The organism is Bradyrhizobium sp. SZCCHNS2022 (genome assembly GCF_032377575.1).
In the GTDB taxonomy this organism is placed as follows: domain Bacteria; phylum Pseudomonadota; class Alphaproteobacteria; order Rhizobiales; family Xanthobacteraceae; genus Bradyrhizobium; species Bradyrhizobium aeschynomenes.
Genome location: NZ_JAUHHZ010000001.1, coordinates 2896667 through 2918831, shown reverse-complemented (window position 1 = coordinate 2918831; position 22165 = coordinate 2896667). Strand labels below are relative to the sequence as shown.

21 protein-coding genes are annotated in these 22165 nt (G+C 65.1%); 12 read left to right on the top strand and 9 right to left on the bottom strand.

The features are described from left to right. Position 1: 1 nt before the first annotated feature. From QXZ94_RS12970 to QXZ94_RS12920, 11 genes are all read left to right on the top strand, one after another. The gene (locus QXZ94_RS12970) at positions 2–889 is read left to right on the top strand and encodes a phosphatidylcholine/phosphatidylserine synthase (RefSeq protein WP_315720734.1); all 888 of its coding nucleotides are present in this window, start codon (positions 2–4) and stop codon (positions 887–889) included. Between the two features lie 107 nt (positions 890–996). Then, positions 997–1716, top strand: a complete 720-nt coding sequence (locus QXZ94_RS12965) for an RraA family protein (protein ID WP_172113446.1) — start codon at positions 997–999, stop codon at positions 1714–1716. Positions 1717–1994: 278 nt separating this feature from the next. Then, complete coding sequence (locus QXZ94_RS12960; protein WP_315720733.1) at positions 1995–4190, top strand: hybrid sensor histidine kinase/response regulator; 2196 nt, start codon at positions 1995–1997, stop codon at positions 4188–4190. After that, on the top strand, positions 4187–4549 hold the full coding sequence (locus QXZ94_RS12955) for an Hpt domain-containing protein (RefSeq protein WP_315720732.1): 363 nt from the start codon (positions 4187–4189) through the stop codon (positions 4547–4549). Before QXZ94_RS12960 ends, QXZ94_RS12955 begins: the two co-directional genes overlap by 4 nt. Before the next feature lie 177 nt (positions 4550–4726). Beyond that, a complete protein-coding gene (locus QXZ94_RS12950) occupies positions 4727–5500 on the top strand; it encodes a motility protein A (protein ID WP_172113449.1) in 774 nt (257 codons plus the stop codon). Between the two features lie 38 nt (positions 5501–5538). Beyond that, complete coding sequence (locus tag QXZ94_RS12945; RefSeq protein WP_315720731.1) at positions 5539–6369, top strand: flagellar motor protein MotB; 831 nt, start codon at positions 5539–5541, stop codon at positions 6367–6369. A 275-nt stretch (positions 6370–6644) separates the two neighbouring features. Continuing rightward, complete coding sequence (locus QXZ94_RS12940) at positions 6645–8543, top strand: potassium transporter Kup (RefSeq protein ID WP_315720730.1); 1899 nt, start codon at positions 6645–6647, stop codon at positions 8541–8543. 154 nt (positions 8544–8697) lie between these two features. Further along, positions 8698–10620, top strand: a complete 1923-nt coding sequence (locus QXZ94_RS12935) for a potassium transporter Kup (RefSeq protein ID WP_315720729.1) — start codon at positions 8698–8700, stop codon at positions 10618–10620. A gap of 130 nt (positions 10621–10750) precedes the next feature. Beyond that, the gene (locus QXZ94_RS12930; protein WP_315720728.1) at positions 10751–11080 is read left to right on the top strand and encodes a rhodanese-like domain-containing protein; all 330 of its coding nucleotides are present in this window, start codon (positions 10751–10753) and stop codon (positions 11078–11080) included. A gap of 9 nt (positions 11081–11089) precedes the next feature. Continuing rightward, positions 11090–12253 carry an aminotransferase gene (locus tag QXZ94_RS12925; RefSeq protein WP_315720727.1) on the top strand — a complete coding sequence of 388 codons (1164 nt, stop codon included), beginning with the start codon at positions 11090–11092 and terminating at the stop codon, positions 12251–12253. Between the two features lie 12 nt (positions 12254–12265). Continuing rightward, a complete protein-coding gene (locus tag QXZ94_RS12920) occupies positions 12266–13366 on the top strand; it encodes a polyamine ABC transporter substrate-binding protein (protein ID WP_315720726.1) in 1101 nt (366 codons plus the stop codon). A 101-nt stretch (positions 13367–13467) separates the two neighbouring features. Here the strand turns inward: QXZ94_RS12920 and QXZ94_RS12915 are convergent, their stop codons facing one another. From QXZ94_RS12915 to QXZ94_RS12885, 7 genes are all read right to left on the bottom strand, one after another. Then, the gene (locus tag QXZ94_RS12915; protein WP_315720725.1) at positions 13468–13845 is read right to left on the bottom strand and encodes a VOC family protein; all 378 of its coding nucleotides are present in this window, start codon (positions 13843–13845) and stop codon (positions 13468–13470) included. 160 nt (positions 13846–14005) lie between these two features. Beyond that, the gene (locus QXZ94_RS12910) at positions 14006–14938 is read right to left on the bottom strand and encodes a lipid A biosynthesis lauroyl acyltransferase (RefSeq protein WP_315720724.1); all 933 of its coding nucleotides are present in this window, start codon (positions 14936–14938) and stop codon (positions 14006–14008) included. Positions 14939–14954: 16 nt separating this feature from the next. Next, entirely contained in the window at positions 14955–16229 is a 1275-nt protein-coding gene (locus tag QXZ94_RS12905; protein ID WP_409998744.1) for a beta-ketoacyl-ACP synthase, read from the bottom strand. Positions 16230–16266: 37 nt separating this feature from the next. Continuing rightward, positions 16267–17472 carry a beta-ketoacyl-ACP synthase gene (locus QXZ94_RS12900; RefSeq protein WP_315720723.1) on the bottom strand — a complete coding sequence of 402 codons (1206 nt, stop codon included), beginning with the start codon at positions 17470–17472 and terminating at the stop codon, positions 16267–16269. Continuing rightward, the gene (locus QXZ94_RS12895) at positions 17469–17939 is read right to left on the bottom strand and encodes a 3-hydroxyacyl-ACP dehydratase FabZ family protein (protein ID WP_172113458.1); all 471 of its coding nucleotides are present in this window, start codon (positions 17937–17939) and stop codon (positions 17469–17471) included. Before QXZ94_RS12895 ends, QXZ94_RS12900 begins: the two co-directional genes overlap by 4 nt. Before the next feature lie 9 nt (positions 17940–17948). Next, positions 17949–18230 (bottom strand): acyl carrier protein, encoded by a 282-nt coding sequence (locus QXZ94_RS12890; RefSeq protein ID WP_006609130.1) that lies wholly within the window; start codon positions 18228–18230, stop codon positions 17949–17951. 215 nt (positions 18231–18445) lie between these two features. Further along, entirely contained in the window at positions 18446–18808 is a 363-nt protein-coding gene (locus QXZ94_RS12885; RefSeq protein WP_315720722.1) for a hypothetical protein, read from the bottom strand. A gap of 194 nt (positions 18809–19002) precedes the next feature. Between QXZ94_RS12885 and QXZ94_RS12880 the strand changes: the two genes are divergently transcribed. Next, positions 19003–19629, top strand: a complete 627-nt coding sequence (locus tag QXZ94_RS12880; RefSeq protein WP_315720721.1) for a ParB-like protein — start codon at positions 19003–19005, stop codon at positions 19627–19629. Positions 19630–19634: 5 nt separating this feature from the next. On the opposite strand, the gene QXZ94_RS12875 is transcribed toward QXZ94_RS12880, so the two are convergent. Both QXZ94_RS12875 and QXZ94_RS12870 read right to left on the bottom strand, forming a co-directional pair. Then, positions 19635–20219 (bottom strand): peroxidase-related enzyme, encoded by a 585-nt coding sequence (locus QXZ94_RS12875; RefSeq protein ID WP_315720720.1) that lies wholly within the window; start codon positions 20217–20219, stop codon positions 19635–19637. 85 nt (positions 20220–20304) lie between these two features. Further along, positions 20305–22059, bottom strand: a complete 1755-nt coding sequence (locus tag QXZ94_RS12870; RefSeq protein ID WP_315720719.1) for an ATP-binding protein — start codon at positions 22057–22059, stop codon at positions 20305–20307. Positions 22060–22165 lie beyond the last annotated feature (106 nt).

Genomic DNA, 22165 nt, shown 5'->3' with positions numbered 1-22165 from the left:
CATGAGCTTCGATCCGAACTCTTCCGAACTGCGCCGTCGCCGCTTCCGCCCGATCCCGGTGCGGCTGCTGGTGCCGAACATGATCACCCTGCTGGCGATCTGCGCCGGCTTGACCGCGATCCGGCTGTCGACCGAGGGCCGGATGGAGCTCGCGGTCGGGGCCATCGTCTTCGCCGCCTTCCTGGATGGTATCGACGGCCGCATCGCGCGCATGATCAAGGGGCAGTCGAAGTTCGGTGCCGAGCTCGATAGCCTGGCCGATTTCGTGAATTTCGGCGTGGCACCGGGCCTGATCCTGTATTTCTGGCAGCTTCACGAACTGCGCGACGGCGGCTGGATCGCCGCCATGATGTACGCCATCAGCGGCGGGCTGCGGCTGGCGCGCTTCAATGCCAGCATCGACGACCCCAACAAGCCGCCCTTCGCCGCCAATTTCTTCACCGGCGTGCCGGCGCCGCTCGGCGCGATCACGGTGCTGCTGCCGGTCTATCTGGCGTTTCTGGACCTGCCGAAGCCGCCCGCGCTGGTGACCGCGTTCTACACGCTGCTGATCGCCTTCCTGATGGTGTCGCGGCTGCCCGTGTTCTCCGGCAAGACCGCGCGGATGCGCGTCGCCCCTGAGCTCGTGCTGCCGGTGTTCGCCGCGGTGGTGTTCTTCGTCGCGCTACTGGTGGTCTATCCCTGGCACATCCTGTCGGCGGGCTCGATCCTCTATATGCTCAGCCTGCCGTTCGGCTGGCGGCTGTACCGTCAGCAGGCGGCGCGGCATGCCGCAGCTCTTGGCGACGCCGGCGCGGCGGCGCAATCGCCCTCGACGTCGGCGGAGCCCTTCGTGCCTGCAGGCGTGCCGGCCGAGCAGGAGCCGCGAGCACCGGATCGTCTGCACTGAGCGCAGGGCCGTAGACCGGCCCGAAGCTTTGCCGGCTCGGACGCGTCAGTTATACCGGATCCAAGGACGGCGATCACGTCTGTCCGCAGCATCCGGAGAAAACGCCCGTGACAAGCTCTGCCGCCGCGCCCCTCGCTGCTTCCGTCCTCGAGGCGCTCGCGCGCTACGACACCCCGACGATCTGCAATGCCATGGAGATCGTGGCGCCCGAGCGCCGCCTGATCGGCTACACCACCAAGCCGCTGGTCTGCCCGTTCCCTGATCTGCCGCCGATGGTCGGCTATGCCCGCACCGCGACGATCCGGTCCGTGGTCAAGTCCGGCCTGCCCGCCGAGGAGCAGGCGAGGCGGCGCACCGACTACTATGAATATGTCGGCACCGGCCACGGCCCCCGCATCGTGGTGATCCAGGACATCGACGGCCCCGATATCGGCTACGGCGCGTTCTGGGGCGAGGTGCAGAGCAGCGTGCACAAGGCGCTCGGTTGCCTCGGCGTGATCACCGACGGCTCGATCCGCGACATTCCGCAATGGGCTGATGGCTTCCAGGCGCTGGCGGGCTCGATCGGACCCTCGCATGCGTGGGTTCATGCCGAAGGTTTCGGCGGCGAGGTCCGCGTTGCCGGGATGACGGTGCGCTCCGACGATTTGATCCATTCCGATCGTCACGGCGCGATCGTGATCCCCCATGACATCGCCGCCAAGCTGCCCGAGGCGGCCGAGCTATGCGCCCGCCGCGAGACGCCGATCCTGGAGATCGCGCGATCGGCGGATTTCTCGCTCGAGAAGCTGAAGGCCGCGCTGAAGCGCTCGGCCGAGATTCACTGAGTACGGCTGCGCGCAGCACGTTCAGGGGCCGCACCGCACGACGGTGCGGCACTCGCCGGCAATGCCGGCCTCAGCCCGGCCGGAGAGCGCATCCGGGCGATTACGGGGGCGAGGCGTCGGCGCCAGCTCAAACCCGCGATTTCGGTGACTGATTACCCGTCAGCCCGCCGGATCGGCCGAAGGTTAAGCGGCTCTCGCTCGTTGAGAAGATTTTATCCATCAAGCTTTACCTGATGGCTAGCCTGTCCGGATAGGCATGTCTTTCGAGGGCGAGAGAGATGCGCAGGCTGATATCGAAATCGATGCCGTTTTTCGGCCGGCTCGACCGGGCCGTCGACAGGGTGGTGCGGCTGATCGGGCATTTCGGCAGCGCGGTGATCGGCCTGTCGGCGATCGCGCTGGTATGGTCCGGCATCTTTTATACGATTTCGGAAGAATACGCACGCACCGAGCAGTCGGCGCTCAAGAACGGCTCCAATCTGGCGCGTGCCTTCGAGGAGCAGATCATCCGCTCGATCCGCGCCGCGGACCAGACCCTGCGCTACGTCCGCGATTCCTATGCCAAGGACCCGCAGAACTTCGACATGTCGCTGTGGTCGAAGAACAGCCAGTTCTTGTCCGACTTCTCGTTCCAGGTGGTCGTGATCGGCAAGGACGGCATCATGCTGTCCAGCAACATCGATCCGAAAATGCGCGGGCTCGACCTGCGCGATCGCGAGCACTTCCGCGTCCACGCCGACGGCAAGGACGACTTCCTCTTCATCAGCAAGCCGATCTTCGGGCGCGTCTCCAACAAATGGTCGATCCAGCTGACGCGGCGGATCGTCATGCCGGACGGCTCGTTCGGCGGCGTCGTCGTGGTCTCGCTCGATCCGGAATATCTGTCGAGCTTCTACAACACGGTTGATCTCGGCAACAAGGGCAACGTCACGCTTGTCGGCCTCGACGGCATCGTGCGCGCGCGCGCCTCGGCGGGTCCCGCCGGCGTCGGATCCTCGCTCGCCGGCAGCCCGGTGATGACCGCCGTCCAGCAGAAGGATAGCGGCTCCTACACGGTCAAGAGTCTGATCGACGGCGTATCCCGCATCTATACCTTCCAGCGTATCAAGGAGCAGCCGCTGGTGGTCATCGTCGGCCAGGCGTCCGAGGAGATCTTCAGCGCCTTCAAGGTCAATCGCGATCGCGATCTGCTGGTGGGAGCGCTGCTGACCGTCGTCATCGGCATCATCACGGTCCTGATCGCGCGCTACCAGGCGGGCCTTGCCGCCTCGCGCGACGCGGCGGAAGCCGGCACGCGGGCGCGTTCGGAATTCCTGGCGATGATGAGCCACGAGATCCGCACGCCCATGAACGGCGTCATCGGCTTGGCCGATCTCCTTCTGTCGGCCGATCTCGCGCCGGAGCAGCGCAAGATCGCTACCACCTTGCGTGAATCGGCAGACTATCTGCTGCAACTCCTCAACGACGTGCTCGACTTCTCGAAGCTCGATGCCGATCGTCTGGAGATCGAGCATATCGAGTTCGACCTGCATCGCTCGGTGACGGCGACGGCCGAGCTCCTGGTGTCCCGTGCCAAGGAGAAGGGGCTGCAGCTGACGACCTCGATCGCGCCGGAGGTGCCGAACTACGTGGTCGGCGACCCGGCGCGGCTGCGCCAGGTGCTGTTCAACCTGGTCGGCAACGCCCTCAAATTCACCGAAGCCGGCAGCGTTCATATCGACGTGCGGGCCGAGGATCTCGCCGGGCCGAACCTGACCCTGGTGTTCTCCGTCGCCGACACCGGCGTCGGCATTCCGGCGGAAGCCGTCGGCCGCCTGTTCAAGCAGTTCTCGCAGGTCGACAACTCGATCTCGCGCCGCTTCGGCGGCACCGGGCTTGGGCTCGCGATCTGCAAGCGCCTCGTCACCTGCATGGGCGGTGACATCAAGGTGCAGAGCAAGGTCGGCGAAGGCAGCACCTTCACCTTCTCCATCCAGGTCCAGCCTCAGCCGCAGCCCGACGTCGAGCAGGTCAGCGCGCCCGAGGCGACCATCGTCCCGGTCGGTGAGACGAAGGCGGAGGAGCGCCCGGCCAGCGTCGAGCCGCTGAAGATCCTCGTGGCCGAGGACAATCTCACCAATCAGTTCGTGATCAAGAAGCTTCTGGACAAGCTGGGTCACAGCTACGAGCTGGTGGAGAACGGCACGCAGGCGGTCGCCGCCGTGCAGAAGCAGACCTACGACCTCATCCTGATGGACATGATGATGCCGGAGATGGACGGGCTGACGGCGACGCGGATGATCCGCTCGCTGCCGCCCCCGGCGCAGGACATCTACATCATCGCGCTGACGGCCAACGCCACCAGCCAGGATCACCTGGCGTGCACGGACGCCGGCATGAACGACTTCGTGACCAAGCCGGTCACGCGCGATCGATTGAATGCCGCTCTGCTCCGCGCGGCCGCTGCTACAAACAAGGAAAGGCTTGTTGCATGACCGACTTGGTGCAATTCGATGAATCCGTCTATCAGATCCTGATCTCCGAGCTCGGCGAGGAGGATGCGCTGGAAGTGCTCAGAACGTTCCTGGACGACACCTCCAGCAAGTTCGGCACGCTCGCCAGCAAGTTCGAGGATCGCCTCGAGCTGAAGCGTGAGGCGCACTCGATCAAGAGCTCGTCGGCGACGTTCGGCTTCGCGGCGCTGTCGCGCCTGTCGCGCGAGCTCGAGCTCGGCTCGGCGACGATGGAGCCGGCGCAGATGCTGGAGATGGTCCGCAAGATGGAAAAATCGTTCGAGCAGGCGGTCGTGTTCGCCGAGGCGAACCTGCTGAAGTCCGGCGCGGCGGCGGCGTGAACGCGGCCGACGATCTCCGATGCGCGGCTCATCGGCTTCCGTTTACGTCTCATTATGCCTACCAAATTCGGTAACTCGTCCTTAATTGCGCGCATCTAGTGTGGAGCGCGCGTGGGGCAGGGCCGCCGCGCCCGTCCAGGACGGCCGGTGGTTCGCGTACGCGGGTGGAGTAAGCTCATGGATATCATGACGGGCGCAGGGCTCGTGTTTGGCATGATCGTCATCGCCGTCATGATGCTGCTGGGCGGTGACTTCGGGATGTTCGTCAGCGACCACGCTGCGATCATCATCTTCGGCGGCTCGACCGCCGCCACCATGATCCGCTTCCCGCTCGGGGCCATGCTGCACGGCATGCCGCTCGGCATCAAGTTCGCGTTCACGATGAGCCGCCTGTCGGCCCGCGAGCTGGTCGACGAGCTCGCCCGCATCGCCGAGATCGCTCGCAAGCAGGGACCGGTCGGCCTCGAGAAGGTCGAGACCGACGAGCCGTTCCTCGCCAAGGGCATTCGCTACGTGGCCGACGGCTACGACCTCGAATTCATCCGCGACAATCTCGAGCGCGACCGCGACAACTTCCTGATGCATCTCGACGAGGGCAGCAAGATCTACCGCGCGATCGGCGACTGCGCGCCGGCCTTCGGCATGATCGGCACGCTGATCGGCATGGTGCAGATGTTCGCCAACATGACCGACCCCTCGAAGCTCGGCCCGTTCATGGCGACCGCGCTGCTCGCGACGCTGTATGGCGCGCTCGTCGCCAATCTCATCTGTCTGCCGATCGCCGACAAGCTGCACGGCAAGCTGCTCGACGAGGAGACCAATCGGACCCTGATCATCGACGGCATCCTGATGATCCGCGATTCCAAGAGCCCGGCCTTGGTGCGCGAAATGCTGCTGGCCTATCTGCCGGAGAAGCACCGCCATGCCGAGGGCGAGCCCGTGCCGGCCTGACCGGCGGGGACTCAAGGGGATCTGGGGCGGGTTGAGAGATGGCCAAGAAGAAACGGGGCGATGCGCATGGCGGCGGTCACGGCTGGTTCGTGACCTTCGCCGACCTGATGGGGCTGCTGCTCGCCTTCTTCGTCATGCTTGTCGCATTCTCCACCATGGACAACAACAAGCTGAAGGTCGTCGCCGGCTCGATGCGCGACGCCTTCGGCGTGCAGTCGGAGTCGCGCTATTCCGGCATCGTCGAATCCGACGGCCTGCCGACCCGGCCGAAGCTCAAGAACGCCGCCCACATCTCGCCTGAGGAGACCGCGCGCGAGCCGAGCCCGGAGCAGGAGGAGCGCCAGCACACCAATGGCGCCAAGCTGAAGATCGATCGCCAATTCGCGCTGGCCTCAGCCTCGCTGCGCCAGGCGTTGCAGGACATGCCGGAGATGACCGAGATCTCCAAGCACATCATGTTCGAGGAGACCAAGCAGGGGCTCAACCTCGAGATCGTCGACCAGGACGGCCGCTCGATGTTCGCCGACGGTTCGAAGGTGCCCTATGACCGCACCCGGCGGCTCATCGAGAAGCTGGCGGCGCCGCTCAAGGCGACGCCGCTCCGGGTTCAGATCACCGGGCATACCGCCGCCGGCTTCGTTCCGGCCCGCAGCGATTACGGTGGTTTCGACCTGTCGGCGGACCGCGCCAACGCCGTGCGCCAAATCCTGGAGCGGGAAGGCCTGCCGGCGAGCCACATCTTCGCGGTGTCCGGCAAAGCGGATACTCAGCCGCTGTTTCCGGACGACCCTTCGCTGTCCGCGAACCGCCGCGTCACGATCACCCTGATGCGGGAAGATCCGCCATTGCCGCCGGACTTGAAGCCGTAGCCGCACCGGCTCTGGCCGCATCACATTGCCGCACAGCTGTTTGCGAACGGCATTCAACAGCACCGGCAAGCCCTTGATTTACGGGCGATTGATCCGACATCCGCTGCGGAAAACCCTCGCTGCCCGGGAACTCGCTGCGGCGCGATACCAGACATTCTGTGCAAGACAGCTCGCCTGGAGGCCGGGAAGCACGGTCTGATATGGTAGAGACTTGACCTGCGGCCGGTCTGCGTCCACACGCGCCGGGCTAAACGGGAAGATGCGTTCCAAGCGACATGACGGCCACGGCTACATCGACCGAAGGACAGGAAACCGCCACCCCATCGGGGTTCTGGGGGCTGACGCTCGGCAGCATCGGCGTCGTGTTCGGCGACATCGGCACCTCGCCCCTGTACGCCTTCCGCGAGGCCGCGCACGGTGCTGCTCAGGGACAGCCAGTGTCCCGGATGATCGTGCTCGGCGTGCTCTCCCTGATTCTCTGGTCGCTGTTCATCGTGGTCACGGCCAAATACGTGCTGCTGCTGTTGCGGGCCGACAATAACGGCGAGGGCGGGACGCTGTCGCTGATGGCGCTCGGCCAGCGGGCTCTGGGCCGGCGCAGCATGTTCCTGATGGCGCTCGGCGTCATCGGCGCCTCGATGTTCATTGGCGATTCGATGATCACGCCGGCGATCTCGGTGCTCTCGGCGGTCGAAGGCCTCAAGCTCGCGGCGCCCGCGCTCGAGCATTACGTCGTGCCGCTGACCGTGATGATCCTGGTCGTGCTGTTCGCGGTGCAGAGCAAGGGGACGGCACGGGTGGCCTCCGCCTTCGGCCCGGTCATGGTCACGTGGTTCGCATGCCTCGCGGTCATGGGACTCGTGCACATCAGTGACGATCCCTCCGTCCTCGCCGCCATCAATCCCTATTACGCAGTGCAGTTCCTGCTGTCACACGGCACCGTCGGTCTGGTCACGCTCGGCGCGGTGTTTCTTGCCGTTACCGGCGGTGAGGCGCTTTATGCCGATCTCGGACATTTCGGCCGCAAGCCGATCCAGTCGGCGTGGCTGTTCTTCGTACTGCCCGCGCTGTTGATCAACTATTTCGGGCAGGGCGCGCTGGTGCTGTCCGACCCGGCCGCGATCGAGAACTCGTTCTATCGGATGGTGCCTGAGCTCCTGCTGTTGCCGCTCGTGGTGCTGGCGACCGCCGCGACCGTCATCGCGAGCCAAGCCGTCATCACCGGTGCGTACTCGCTGGTCAGCCAGGCGGTGCAGCTCGGGCTGCTGCCGCGTTTCGAAGTGCGCTACACCTCCGAGAGCCATGCCGGGCAGATCTATCTGCCGCGCGTCAACCGGCTGCTGCTGATCGGCGTCATGCTGCTGGTGCTGCTGTTCCGGACGTCCAGCAATCTCGCCTCCGCCTACGGCATCGCGGTGTCCACCACCATGGTGGCCGACGGCATCATGGGCTTCGTGGTGATCTGGAAGCTCTGGAACTTGCGCGCCGCGGTGGCCGCGGCGGTCATTGCGCCGTTCGTCATCGTCGACATGAGCTTCTTCGCTGCCAACCTCCTGAAGCTGCTTGAGGGCGCCTGGGTGCCGCTGCTGTTCGGCGCGGCGATGGTCGTGACGATCTGGACCTGGCGGCGTGGCTCGGCGATCCTGATGCTGAAGACGCGCAAGATCGAAGTCCCGCTGGACGATCTGGTCGCCAGCCTCGAGAAGCGGCCGCCGCATATCGTCAAGGGCACCGCGGTGTTTCTGACCAGCGATCCGACCTCGGTGCCGACCGCTCTTTTGCACAATCTCAAGCACAACAAGGTGCTGCATGAGCACAACGTGATCCTGACCATCGAGACCGCGCAGACGCCCCGGGTCGATGTGGCGGAGCGCGTGCGCATGGAGAAGATCAGCGAGAAGTTCTCCAAGGTGCGGCTGCGCTTCGGCTTCATGGAATCGCCAAACGTGCCTCGGGCCCTCGCCGTGGCGCGCAAGCTCGGCTGGCAGTTCGACATCATGTCGACGTCGTTCTTTGTGTCGCGACGGTCGCTGAAGCCGTCGTCTCAGTCCGGCATGCCCGCCTGGCAGGATCACCTGTTTATCGGGTTGAGCCGGTCGGCCAATGATGCGACGGACTACTTCCAGATTCCGACCGGCCGGGTTGTTGAGGTTGGTACTCAGGTAACGATCTGAGAACCTTTCGTGCTCCTGGTCACCGATGTATGCTGCATTGCATGGCTGACCCGCAATCTCGTCCAGTCCGTCGCCAAGCCTTGTCGCTATAAGCCGCGCGCTCTGCCGGTTTGTGCAGTGAAGCATTCAACAAGTCCTCGAGGGGGCTACCCCAATGACAGCTGACGTCGTCGCCACGCCCCCGGAAGCGCCGGCGGCCAACGGACATGGCGAGGCCCACTCCACGGCCAGCTTCACTGCACTCACCCTGGGCAGCATCGGTGTGGTCTATGGTGACATCGGTACCAGCCCGCTCTACGCGCTCCGCGAGGCGGTCGCGGCAGCCAGCAGCAGCGGCGATCCCGCGCCGCATGCCGTGATGGGCGTGCTCTCGCTGATCCTGTGGGCTCTCGTCGTCGTCGTGACGCTGAAATACGTCGTCATCCTGCTGCGGGCTGACAACAATGGCGAGGGTGGGACCTTAGCGCTGATGGCGCTGGCCCAGCGCGGCGTCACGCGGGGCGCCAGTGTCATCGTTCTGCTCGGCATCATCAGCGGCGCGCTGTTCTACGGCGACGCAGTGATCACCCCAGCCTTATCCGTCTTATCGGCGATCGAAGGCATCAAGCTCGTCACGGCGGCGTTCGATCCCTACGTGGTGCCGCTCACGATCGTGATTCTGGTCGCGCTGTTTGCCGTTCAGGTGCGGGGCACGGCCAAGGTGGCTGCATTCTTCGGACCGATCATGCTGATCTGGTTCCTGGTGATCGCGATCGCGGCGATCCCGCCGATCCTACGTCATCCCGAGGTGCTGTGGGCGGTCAACCCGCTGAACGCCGTGACCTTCATGCTGCATCACGGCATCATCGGCTTCATCACGCTTGGCGCGGTGTTCCTGGCCGTCACCGGCGCCGAGGCGCTCTATGCCGATCTCGGCCATTTCGGCAAACGGCCGATTCAGACCGCCTGGCTGTTCATCGTGCTGCCGTCGCTGGCGCTGAATTATCTGGGGCAGGGCGCCCTGGTGATCGCCGACGCCAAGGCGATCGAGAATCCGTTCTTCCTGATGTTCCCGGACTGGGCGCTGATCCCGATGGTGGCGCTGGCCACGGCGGCGACGGTGATCGCCAGTCAGGCCGTCATCACCGGCGCCTATTCGCTGACCCGGCAGGCGATCCAGCTCGGTCTGCTGCCGCGCTTCGAGATCCGTCACACCTCGGAGGCGCATTCCGGCCAGATCTATATTCCCCGCATCAACAAGCTGCTGCTGGTCTCGGTGGTGCTGCTGGTGCTCCTCTTCAAGTCTTCCAGCGCGCTGGCCTCGGCCTATGGCATCTCGGTGACCGGCACCATGGTCGTGACGGCCATGATGGGCTTCGTCGTGATCTGGAAAGTCTGGAGGTGGTCACCGCTCGCCGCAGGGGCGCTGATCGCGCCGTTCCTGTTCCTGGACCTGACCTTCCTGTCGGCCAACCTGCTGAAGGTGCTCGAAGGCGGCTGGGTGCCGCTGGCGCTGGGCGGCTTCGTCATGACGCTGATGTACACGTGGCGACGGGGAAGCCGTCTGCTGTTCGACAAGTCGCGCAAGCTGGAGTTCCCGCTCGACGACCTCGTGGCCATGCTCGAGAAGCGGCCGCCGCAGCGCGTGCCCGGCACGGCCGTGTTCCTGACCTCTGATCCCCTGAGCGCGCCGACGGCGCTGATGCACAGCCTCAAGCACTACAAGGTGCTGCACGAGAAGAACGTGATCCTGACGATCGAGACCGCGCCGACGCCGCGCATCGATCCCTCGGAGCGCGTGCGGCTGGAGCAGATCAGCCCGACCTTCTCCAAGGTGACGTTGCGCTTCGGCTTCATGGAATCGCCCAACGTGCCGCGGGCGCTGGCGATCGCGCGTAAGCTCGGCTGGCAGTTCGATATCATGTCGACGTCGTTCTTCCTGTCGCGGCGCGCGCTCAAGCCGGCGGCGCATTCCGGCATGCCGCGCTGGCAGGATCACCTGTTCATCTCCATGAGCCGCTCCGCCAACGACGCCACCGACTATTTCCAGATCCCGAGCGGTCGCGTGGTCGAGGTCGGCACGCAGGTCACGATCTGAGCGCAGGTCGGCTGGCTGGAACGGCCGGGTACGAGCAGGGCGTGCAGCCGAAGCGCTTGATTTTCGCTGCGTCTGGGGTGAGTTTGGCGCCTGTTCGGAGCCGGGTGCGGCTCCCTCGAAGGCTTGGAGGATGGGCGTGGCTGTTGTGCACGATTTGACCCCGCAGGACGTGGCCAAGGGGATCGCCGAAGGGCGAATTCTTCTCGTCGACGTGCGCGAGCCGAACGAAGTTGCTGCGGAAGCCTATCCCGACGGTGTCGTCGTTCCCCTGTCGGCCTTCGACCCGAAGCTCATCCCAGATCCGCAGGGCAAGGACGTCGTGTTCGCCTGCCGCTCGGGCAAGCGCTCGGTGACCGCCTCACTCGCCGCGCAGGCCGCGGGGCTGCCCTACGACAAGCACCTGCAGGGCGGGATGCTCGGCTGGAAGGCGGCCGGTCTGCCAAGCAAGACCGGCGGCTGACGCGCGATCATGATCTCGCAGAACAAGGTCTTCGCCGACCTACCCGTCACCATTTTCGAACAGATGTCGCAGCTCGCGCGCGACAACAACGCGATCAATCTGGGGCAGGGCTTTCCTGACGACCCTGGGCCGGAGGACATCCGCCGCGCCGCCGCCGACGCCGTGCTGAACGGCTACAATCAGTATCCCTCGATGATGGGCTTGCCGGAGCTGCGCCAGGCGATCGCTGCGCACTACAAGCACTGGCACAAGCTCGATCTCGATCCGATGAGCGAGGTCATGGTCACCTCGGGCGGCACCGAGGCGCTGACCTCGGCGATCCTGTCGGTGGTCGAGCCCGGCGACGAGGTGATCTGCTTCCAACCGGTCTACGATTCATACCTGCCGATCATCCGCCAGGCTGGCGGCATTCCGCGTCTCGTCCGGCTCGAGCCGCCGCATTGGCGGTTGTCGGAGGAGATGCTGCGCTCCGCGTTCTCGCCGAAGACCAAGGCGGTGCTGTTCAACAATCCGCTCAACCCTGCCGCCGTGGTGTATCCGCGCGAGGATCTCGAGCTGCTGGCGCGCTTCTGCCAGGAGTTCGATGCCGTCGCGATCTGCGACGAGGTCTGGGAGCACGTGGTGTTCGACGGCCGCGAGCACATCCCGCTGATCACCATCCCCGGCATGCGCGACCGTACCATCAAGGTCGGCTCGGCCGGCAAGATCTTCTCGCTCACGGGGTGGAAGATCGGCTTCGTCTGCGCCGCGCCGCAGCTGCTGCGCGTCGCCGCCAAGGTGCACCAGTTCCTGACCTTCACCACCGCGCCGAATCTCCAGGTCGCGGTGGCCTACGGACTCGGCAAGTCCGACGACTATTTCGTCAACATGCGCGCCGAGCTGTCCAGGAGCCGTGACCGCCTGACGGCGGGACTGGAAAGCCTCGGCTTTCCCGTGCTGAAGGCGCAGGGGACCTACTTCCTCACGGTCGACCTGTCGCCGCTCGGCCTCAATGAGACCGACGAGCAGTTCTGCCGGCGCATCGTTCACGACTACAAGGTGGCGGCCATTCCGGTATCGGCGTTCTACGAGAAGGATGCGGTGACCTCGGTGGTGCGGTTTTGCTTCGCGAAGAGGGATGCAACCCTGGACACGGCGCTGGAGCGGCTGTCCGACGCGATCCACCGGCGCTAGGAGGCGAGATCGATGACGCGCGGCTGCATTCGTTCGGCGCTGGCGGTTGCAGCACTGATGCTTTCGGTGTCGGCCGCCGCGGCCGAAGATCGCGTCGTGAACTTCTACAACTGGTCGAACTACATGGCGCCCGGCGTCCTGGACGCCTTCACCAAGGAGACCGGCATCAAGGTCGTCTACGACACCTTCGATGCCAACGAGACCCTGGAGACGCGGTTGCTTGCCGGCAAGTCCGGCTACGACGTCGTAGTACCGACCGCGTATTTCCTGCAGCGCCAGATCAAGGCCAGGATCTTCCAGCCGCTCGACAAGTCGAAGTTGCCGAACCTCGCCAATGCCTGGCCTGTGGTGACCGACCGCCTCGCGATCTACGATTCCGGCAATCAATTCGCCGCCAACTACATGTGGGGCACGACCGGCATCGGCTACAATGTCAAGACGATCGAGAAGATCCTTGGGCCGGGCGCGCGGATCGACAGCTGGGATATGGTGTTCAAGCCGGAGAACCTGGCCAAGTTCAAGGATTGCGGCGTCCACATGCTGGATTCCGCCGACGACATCTTTCCGGCGGCGCTGAACTATCTCGGCCTCGATCCGAACTCGACCAAGCAGGCGGATCTGGAAAAGGCGGCCGAGGTGGTCGGCAAGGTCGCGTCCTCCGTGCGGAAGTTTCATTCGTCGGAATATCTGAGCGCGCTCGCCACCGGCGAAATCTGCCTCGTCGTCGGCTGGTCCGGCGACATCATGCAGGCCAGGAGCCGTGCAGAGGAGGCCAAGAACGGCATCGAGATCGGCTACGCGATCCCGAAAGAGGGTGCGCAGATGTTCTTCGACAATTTTGCGATTCCCGCCGATGCCCAGCACGTGCCCGAGGCGTACGCGCTGATCAACTATCTGTACCGGCCCGAGGTCGCGGCCAAGAACTCGGACTTCCTGTCCTACGCCAATGGCAATCTGGCGAGCCAGAAGCTGATCGATCCGAAGATCCTGGGCGACAAGAACATCTATCCTGATGACGCAACCTTGAAGAAGCTCTTCGTCATCACCGCCCGCGAGCCGGCGACGCAGCGCGTGATCAACCGGCTGTGGACCAAGGTGAAGACGGGGCGGTAGTCGTCACTATCGTCATTGCGAGCGAAGCGAAGCAATCCAGGGCGGAGACCGCGACTCTGGATTGCTTCGTCGCGTTGCTCCTCGCAATGACGGCGGCGAGATCACGCCAGCCGGTGCATCGCACACAGCTTGTTGCCGTCGAGATCGCGCAGATACGCGAGATACAGCTTGCCGGTCGATCCCTGGCGTACGCCGGGCGGATCCTCGCACGTCGTGGCGCCGGCTTCGAGGCCAGCTGCGTGCCAGGCATCGACTTGTTCGGTTGAACTGCAGGCATAGCCGATGGTGCCGCCATTGGCCGGCGTCGCGGGCTGCCCGTTGATCGGCTTGGAGACCGAGAAGATGCCGGTCGGGGTAATGTAGAAGATGCGGTGGCCGTCGACCTTGGCCGGACGCACGCCGAGCGTGCCCAAGAGCTTGTCGTAGAAGGCCTTGGCCTTGTCGAGGTCGTTGGTGCCGATCATGATGTGCGAAAACATTCGCGTCGTTCTCCCTGGAGCTTCCGAACAGCTGTCGGATTAGGGCTCCAAGGTAGCGAGCGTTGCTACATGAAGTAAGAGTTTTCTTCGGAGGGCCTGTCGGCGAAGGGCGATGCTATCGGCTGCCTTCCTTGCGGTGGAATTTGGCTGCGCGAAGCGATTACCGCCAGCGCCGGTGGAGCCAGAGCCACTGCTCCGGATATTCGCGCACCCAGCTCTCGACGACGTTCGTCACCGCCTGCGTTGTGCCCTGGATGTCGATCTTGCCATTGGCATCGCGCACCGGCTTCACTTCCTCCGACAGCTCGGCGCGGAAGCGGTTGCCGGGGAGGCGGATGATGCGCACGCCGTGCACGGGGCATTCGACCTGACGCAGCAGGCGCGCCAGCATCGGGTTGGCGCGGGTCTTGCGGCCGAAGAACGTCACCTCGACGCCGCCGGTCAGGTACTGATCGACCAGCATCGCGACGTGCTGGCCGGCCTTCAGAGCCTCGGCCAGCCGCAGCGGTGCGTCGCGGCCAGCCGGGATCAGCGTGCCCATCTTGACCTGCCGCATCTCCTGGATGATGCGGTCGGCGGCAGCGATGTTGGGGCGGCGGTAGAGGATCGCGGTATCGAGCTTGTGGGCGACGGCGGCGAGCGCCGGCATCTCCCAATTGGCGAGGTGGCTGGCGAAGATCAGGGCGGGCTTGCCGTCGAGACGGAGCTGATGGAACAGCTCATGGGTGCGCGGCGACAGCTCGATGCGGCTGCGCTCGGGATGCTCCTCGTCGAAATCCCAGATCTTGTCGAGATGGGCGAACTCGGCGCCGACACGGCCGAGATTGTCCCACACGCCGGCGAGGATCTGCTCGATCTCCTCGGGCGACTTTTCCGGGAAAGCCTTGGTGAGATTGTCGCGGCCGATGCGCTGCTCGCGAAGCTTCGGGCCGATCCACTGCGCGATGCGTGCGAAGCGGTCAGCGGTCTTCTGCGGATCGAAATAGCGCGTCGTCTTGAGCATGCCGACCGTCAGCGCGCCGACGGCCGAGGACCCGAACGACTTCACCTTCTGGCGGATGACGAGCTTGGTCCGGAGGGGAATGAGACTCATCGATACGACAGGCGGATCAGGCCGGTTCGCGGGTCAGGATCAGCGAGGCGTTCTGGCCGCCGAAGCCGAACGAGTTCGACATCACGGTGGTGACGCGCGCCTCGCGCGCCTTGTTGCCGACGACGTCGAACAGGATCGCGGGATCCGGAATGTCGTAGTTGATGGTCGGCGGGATCAGCTGATGCTCGAGCGTGAGCAGCGAGATGATCGCCTCGACCGCGCCGGCCGCCGAGATGGTGTGGCCGACCATCGACTTGTTCGACGACACCGGAATCCTGCCGGTGTGCTCGCCGAACACGGCGGAGACGCCGACATATTCCATCTTGTCGTTCTCGGGCGTCGCGGTGCCGTGGGCGTTGATGTGATCGATCTGTTCCGGCGCCATGCCGGCATCGGCCAGCGCCTTGCGGATGCAGCCGATGATCGGCTTGCCGTCCGGCGAGGAGCGGGTGCGGTGGAACGAGTCCGTCAGCTCGCCGCAGCCGGCGACGACGCCGAGGATTTTCGCGCCACGCGCCACGGCCGCATCATAGCTCTCCAGCACCAGCGCGCCGGCGCCTTCGGCCATCACGAAGCCATCGCGATTCTTGGAGAACGGCTTGGACGCGGCCTGCGGCGGATCGTTCTGCGTCGACAGCGCCGACAGCAGCGAGAAGCGCACGAGGCCTTCCGGATTGACCGAGCCTTCGGTGGCCGCGCACAGCGCCACGTCGGTCTCGCCGCGCCGGATGGCTTCGACGCCAAGCTGGATCGCGGTGGCGCCGGAGGCGCAGGCGGTCGACAGCGAGATCGGCGAGCCCTTGGTGCCGAACGTATCGGACAGCGAATCCGCCACCGAGCCGAACAGGAAGCGATGATGATAGTTGACGAACTTGCCGCCGCCGCAGACCTTCAGAAGGTCGTCATAGGTGAACTGCGTGCCGCCCACCTCATGGGCGAGCTCCAGGCGCTGCGGCCATTCGATCTCGACCGGCGCGACGGCAAGAAACAGCGGGCCGGGGAAGTCGCCCTTGGAGCCGATGCCGGCCTGCGCGATGGCTTCCTCGACGGCCATGTGACCGAGCCGCTCGGACAGGCCCGTTGACGTGAACGGCGCGACGGGCACGAAGTCGACCGTGCCGGCCATCGTCGTCTTCAAGCCGTCGATCGGGAAGCGCGTGATGGTGCGGATGCCGGACTCGCCGGCAACGAGCTTTTTCCAATTGTCCGACTTGCCCGCCCCGAGCGAGGTGACGATGCCCATCCCGGTCACGACCACGATGGGGCGTCCAAACTTGTCGCGTGCACTCATGATGTTCCCCGTCGCGTCTCGGTCGGCCGTGCCGCGTTCACTTGACTGCTTCGACCAAGGCCATGCCTTCGCCGCGGTAATGGCCGGCGCCGACCACGACGATTTGGGTCGGAGCCTCCTTCATGTCGGTTTCGATGCCCGACGAATCGCCCGGAGCGAACAGCGCTCCCCGCGAGATCGAGAGCGCCGCGAGCGCCAGGCCGAGGGCGAATTGCGCTTCCATCGAATGACCGAAGCGGGTCCCGCTCGACCTGACCGCGAACGATTTGTGGTGGTCGAGGAACGCGCGTTCCTCCGAGGTCACGGGCTCGGCCCCGGTGGCGCCGGTGATGATGGCGCCCGGCGCTTCCCGAACGTCAAGCGCCGACCACAGCCGGTCGAGCGTTCCGGTCACGGCGCCAGCCTCCTTGCGGCGGGCGCGGTCGGCCACGACCTTGCTCAGCCGCGCCAGCGGCTTGGCGCCGCGGGCCTCGGCATGCGGCTTGGATTCCAGCACCAGGAAGGCGCCGGCGGATCCGAGCGCAAACCCCGGATGGTCCTTGCGGGCCCAGACCGGCTTGAATTCGTTCTTCAGATTGTAGTCGCCGAACTCGTAGAGCACGAGCAGGTCCTTGCGCTCGCCATTGTGCGAGCCTCCGACCAGTGCGATGTCGCTCTGGCCGCCGGCGATGCGCGCCAGCGCGATCTTGAACGCGTCGACGCCCGCGACCTCCTCGCCCATGAAGGTGCGCGAGGTACCGCAGACGCCGTGCGAGATCGCGATGTTGCCGGCGAGCAGGTTCGACAGCTGCGCCAGGAACAGCGTGGGGCGCAGATCGCTCATCAGCCGGTCGTTCAGGAAACCGGGCGTGCAATTGCCCTGCGCTTCGGCGTTGAGAATGGCGGTGTCGACGGAGATGTCGCGCTCGCCGCCGCCGGCGGCCACGATCATGTCCATCCGGGACAGGATGTCCTTGTTGCCCTTGAGGCCGGCTGAATCCAGCGCGAGGCCCGCGGCGTAGGTGCCGATGCGCTGCCACGCCTCCATCTGGCGCTGTTCCTTCTTGGGGATCTGCGCTTCCAGATTCACCTTCGCCCAGGGATGCACGATGTAGGGCGCGAAGCCCTGCTCATCGACGTTCATCTGGCCGGAGTTGAGGGCTTCCCAGTTCGCATCGAGGCCTTCGCCGAGCGAGGTCGCAAGACCAATGCCGGTGATCCAGACTTCCACGGGCTCGTTGGTCACGGCTGTCGTCTCACTCATCGCTGCAGCGCCTGTTGCGGAAAGCCGATGCGCTTGGCTTCGGCGTCCATGTGTCCGCGCAATTCCGGATTGGGGAAGGGGACGTGGCTGAAGGTGAGGCTCGCGTTGGAGCGCAGCTTGCCGTCGACCTTCACCTTCGCTTCGGTCATGGCGTAGCCGGACCCTTCGTGGATCACGTGAGCCTCCACCGTCAGCACCTCGCCCGGCGTCACGAAGCCGCGCATCTTGGCTTCCTTGACTGCGGCGAGGAACGGCATGCGCTCGAACTTCATCAGCGCCAGCAGCAGCCAGCCCGAGGTTTGTGCCATCGACTCGATCAGAAGCACGCCGGGCATGATCGGATGCCCCGGAAAATGCCCCTCGAAGATCGTGCTCTGCGTGGGAACCGTCGCTTCGACGGTGATCGTCTTCTCGTCCACCTTGAGGTCGAGAATCCGGTCGATGAGCTTGAAGTATTCGATCTGCATGGCGGGCGCTCAGGCGCCCTTGGCGGCGACCAGCTCGTCGATGCGGGCGCACAGATTCTTCAGCACGAAATACTGCTCGGTGCTGGCTTTGCCGTCGTTGACTTCCTGCGTCCACTTCTCGAGCGGCAGCTTGATCCCGAAGGCCTTGTCGATCGCGAACGCGATGTCGAGGAAATCGAGGCTGTCGATGCCCAGATCGTCGATGGCGTGGCTATCCGGCGTGATCGTGTCGCGCGGGATGTCGCAGGTTTCAGCGATGATCGTGGCGACCTGATCGAATGTTGAGGACATCACTAAGCCTTTGATATATTGGAGCTAATCCGGATAAGGCAACGAGGAGCACCGCGCCCCCGGGGGCGTCTGATGCGAGCCCTTTTACCCCCGTCGCCCAGGAGTCGTGTGCCCGTATATCGGAGCGCCGCGGTGAGTTCAATGGAGCCGGGGACGGCGGTTGTGGCGGGATTGTGATGTGTCGCGACGGCGGCTCGGCCGCGTTGGCGAGAGGCTCAGGGCGTGTAGGTCTCGGTGATGATGCGGGCGCAGTCGCGCCGGCCGGTCAGCAGGCAGTCCTGGGTTTTGCGAAGATCGGCGATGCTCATTGCCAGCCAGATGCCAATGGCGGTCAGCGCGACGGTGAAGGCGATCGCGGCGATGTTGGCCAGGATGCGGTGGCGGAAGTCATCCGGCTCCTCGCGCGTCTGCTCGTAGCGGGACAGGTCGAGCTGGGCCGGCTCGCGGCGAGGCAGCGGCACCGGCGGATTCACGTTCGCACTGCCGGCCTCGGTAACGCGCCGCGCCGGACCATTGCGGGGCCGGAACGGCACCACGCGATGCTCTTCCTCCGCGGCCATGGGGCGCTGGGTCTTCATGCCTCGACTCCGATGTGCTTTCTTAGCACGCAGGCGCAGCCTCTCACAAAGAAACTTTGCAGGAGTTGAGCTGCATCAGAGGAGCGTCTCGCCCTGCGGGTGTGTCGTGTCCGCGGCATTTGCGGTAACGATGGAACCCGCAAACCGGTGCTGATGTCGCCGGACGTGTCTGCAGATTCCATCGGAGCTCATGCATGGCCAATATCCGCGAGCCGCTGCTGCACCCCGTGCCGATCCTGTCGCTGCGCCCGACGCAGCTGACGGTCGGGATGCGCGAGGTGAAGGACAAGCGCGAGCGCTGGCGCGAGCACAAATCCAAGAAGAAGCAGGCCGAGCTGCTCGGCAAGCACATGATCCCGGTCGTGCTCGGTCCGGACAAGCGGCACTACGTGGTGGACCACCACCACCTCGCGCGTGCGCTCCACGACGAGGGCGTCAAGGACGTGCTGGTCACCGTGATCGGCGATCTCTCGATGGTCGATCCCGACGGCTTCTGGAACGTGATGGACAACAAGCGCTGGGTCTATCCGTACGACGCCAGGGGCGAGCGGCGGAGCTTCAAGGATCTGCCGAAGACGGTGGCGGATCTGAAGGACGATCCGTTTCGCAGCCTGGCCGGCGAGCTGCGCCGCGCCGGCGGCTTTGCCAAGGACACCACGCCGTTCAGCGAGTTCCTGTGGGCCGATTTCCTGCGCCGCAAGGTCAAGCGCAAGACGGTCGAGGATCGGTTTGCCGCCGCCATGGAGCACGCGCTGGCGCTGGCCAAGAGCCGGGACGCCGTCTATCTGCCCGGCTGGTGCGGACCAGCGTCCGACGACTGATCGCCTCACTTCGCCTTCGGCAGCCGGCCCATCAGATAGAACTCGTCATTCGGGCGCATGCCCGTGACGTTGGCCATCCGGTTCGACAGCGCGAAGAACGCCGCGATCGCGGCGATGTCCCAGACGTCGTCGTCGCTGAAGCCGTGGCCGGCCAGCGCCTGGAAATCGGCATCGCCGACGGTCTGCGCCTCCAGCGCGACCTTCATCGCGAAGTCGAGCATGGCGCGCTGGCGCGGGGTGATGTCGGCCTTTCGGTAGTTGATCGCGATCTGGTCGGCGATCAGGGGATTTTTGGCGCGGATGCGCAGGATCGCGCCATGCGCGATCACGCAATACTGGCACTGGTTCGCGCTCGAGGTCGCCACCACGATCATCTCGCGCTCGGCCTTGGTCAGCCCGCCATCCTTCTCCATCAGCGCGTCGTGATAGGCGAAGAAGGCACGGAACTCGTCGGGCCGATGCGCCAGGGTCAGGAACACGTTGGGCACGAAGCCGCTCTTCTCCTGCACTGCCAGCAGCCGCGTGCGGATATCATCCGGCAGCGCATCGATTGCGGGGACGGGGAAGCGGCTGATGGCGGGCTGGGTCATGGCAAGGGGATCCGGCTTGCGTGTCAGATGCCGGACCATAGTCGATCACGGCGAGCGCGCAATCACCCTGCAATCCGCCGCCTGCTCAGCGCAGCGGCTTCTTCAACAGCGAGAAGCGGTCGGGGTCGAGACCCATGGACGGCTGCAGCATCGGCGCATCCAGCGAGGCCGACAGGCCGGCGCGATCGCCGGCGCTGCTCATGCCGCCGTCGCCGTTCGCTGCATCCCGGCTCGAGGTCGCCCCCCGCCAGCGTTCCAGCACGGCGCTGACGAAATGCATGTCGTGCCCGGCATTAACCGAACGGACGGTGGCGATCGTCGCCTCGCTGCGCGGCAATTGATGCAGCGGCACCTCCTTGAAGCGCAGCCGGGTCGGCAGCGCGACGCCTTCACCGAAGGCCAGCACCTCGCGGGTGCCGAGCGACGGCACGAACGACAGCAGGTTGGCGGCCGCATCCGAGACGGCGGAGCGCAACAGCGACTGGTCGCGTTCGTTGGCGAGGCGCATCGTGAACAGCGTGTTGCACTGGGAGATGATGGTGGCGTCGAGCTCGGCTGGCCGCTGGGTGATCAGGCCGAGATAGACACCGTATTTGCGGCCTTCCTTGGCGATGCGGGAGATCGCCTTGCGGGTCGGGCCGAAGCCGATCGAGCGGTCGGCGGAGGCGTAGCGGTGCGCTTCCTCGCAGACGAACAAAAGCGGCGACACGCCGTCGCTCCACAAGCCGAAATCGAATGCCATGCGGCAGACCACCGAGACGACGGAATCGACCACCTCGGCCGGGAAGCCGGCGAGCTGCATCACGGTCATCGGACGGCCGTTGGCGGGCAGGCGGAACAGGTGGCTGATGACCTCGGCCATGGTGTCGCCGCCGACATTGGCGTTGTCGAACATGAACGCGTAGCGCGGGTCGTTGCGCACGGTCTCGATGCGCGAGATCAGCTTGTGGTAGATGATGCGCGAGGAGCGGTTTTCCAGCTTGCCCATGCGCTCGTCGATCAGGTTGATCAGGTCGACGAGGCGATAGGGCACCGGGGTGTCGACCGTATAGCCGACGGTCTTGGGATCGATGCGCTTGAGGCCGATACGGTCCGTGTTCTGATACTGGGTGTAGATGCCCTTCGCCAGCGGGATGACCTCGGCGAGAATGTCGAGTTCTTCGGGCACGCCGGGCCGGCCGCCGAACAGGACGTCGACGATTTCCTCGAAATTAAACAGCCAGAACGGCAGCTTCAGATTGCGCGGGTTGAGCACCAGCGCCTTCTCGCCGAAGCAGCGGCCATATTCGTTGTGGACGTCGAGCAGGAAGATGCGCAGGTTCGGCCGCGCTTTCAGGATCTCGTTGAGTAGCAGCGACACGCCGGTCGATTTGCCGACGCCGGTCGAACCGAGCACAGCGAAGTGCTTCGACAGCATCTCCTCGACATTGACGCAGGCACGCACGGAGGTGTCCTGCTGCAACGCCCCGATGTCGATGTGGTCGCCAGCCGTCGGCGTGTAGATCGTGCGCAGCTCCTGGCTGGTGATCATCTCGACGGCGTCGCCGATGGTCGGATAGTGGGTCACGCCGCGCTGGAACTTGGGCCGCTCGGCGGGGCCGAGGATTTCGCCGAGCAGGTCCACGGACGCCGTCGCGACGTAGTCGTGAGCCTTTGACAGGTCCTCGCTGGTGACCTCGGTGATGATCGCGATGATCGTGGCGCTCGGGCAGCGAATGCTGATGAAACGGCCGACTGTCGCGCGGATATCGGAGACGGTCATCTGCTTTGTCGACAGAATGCCGACGCGGGCCTGGGAGCCTCGCACCGAGATCACACGTCCGAAGGATGTCACGGTCATGAAACCTGTGGTGAATTGTTGAGCGGACACCTTCGCCGGAGGGACTGGAGAATTTGTTAAACGGCTCACATTTGTCGGCGCACCGGCCCCCGTCCGTGCGGTCCGG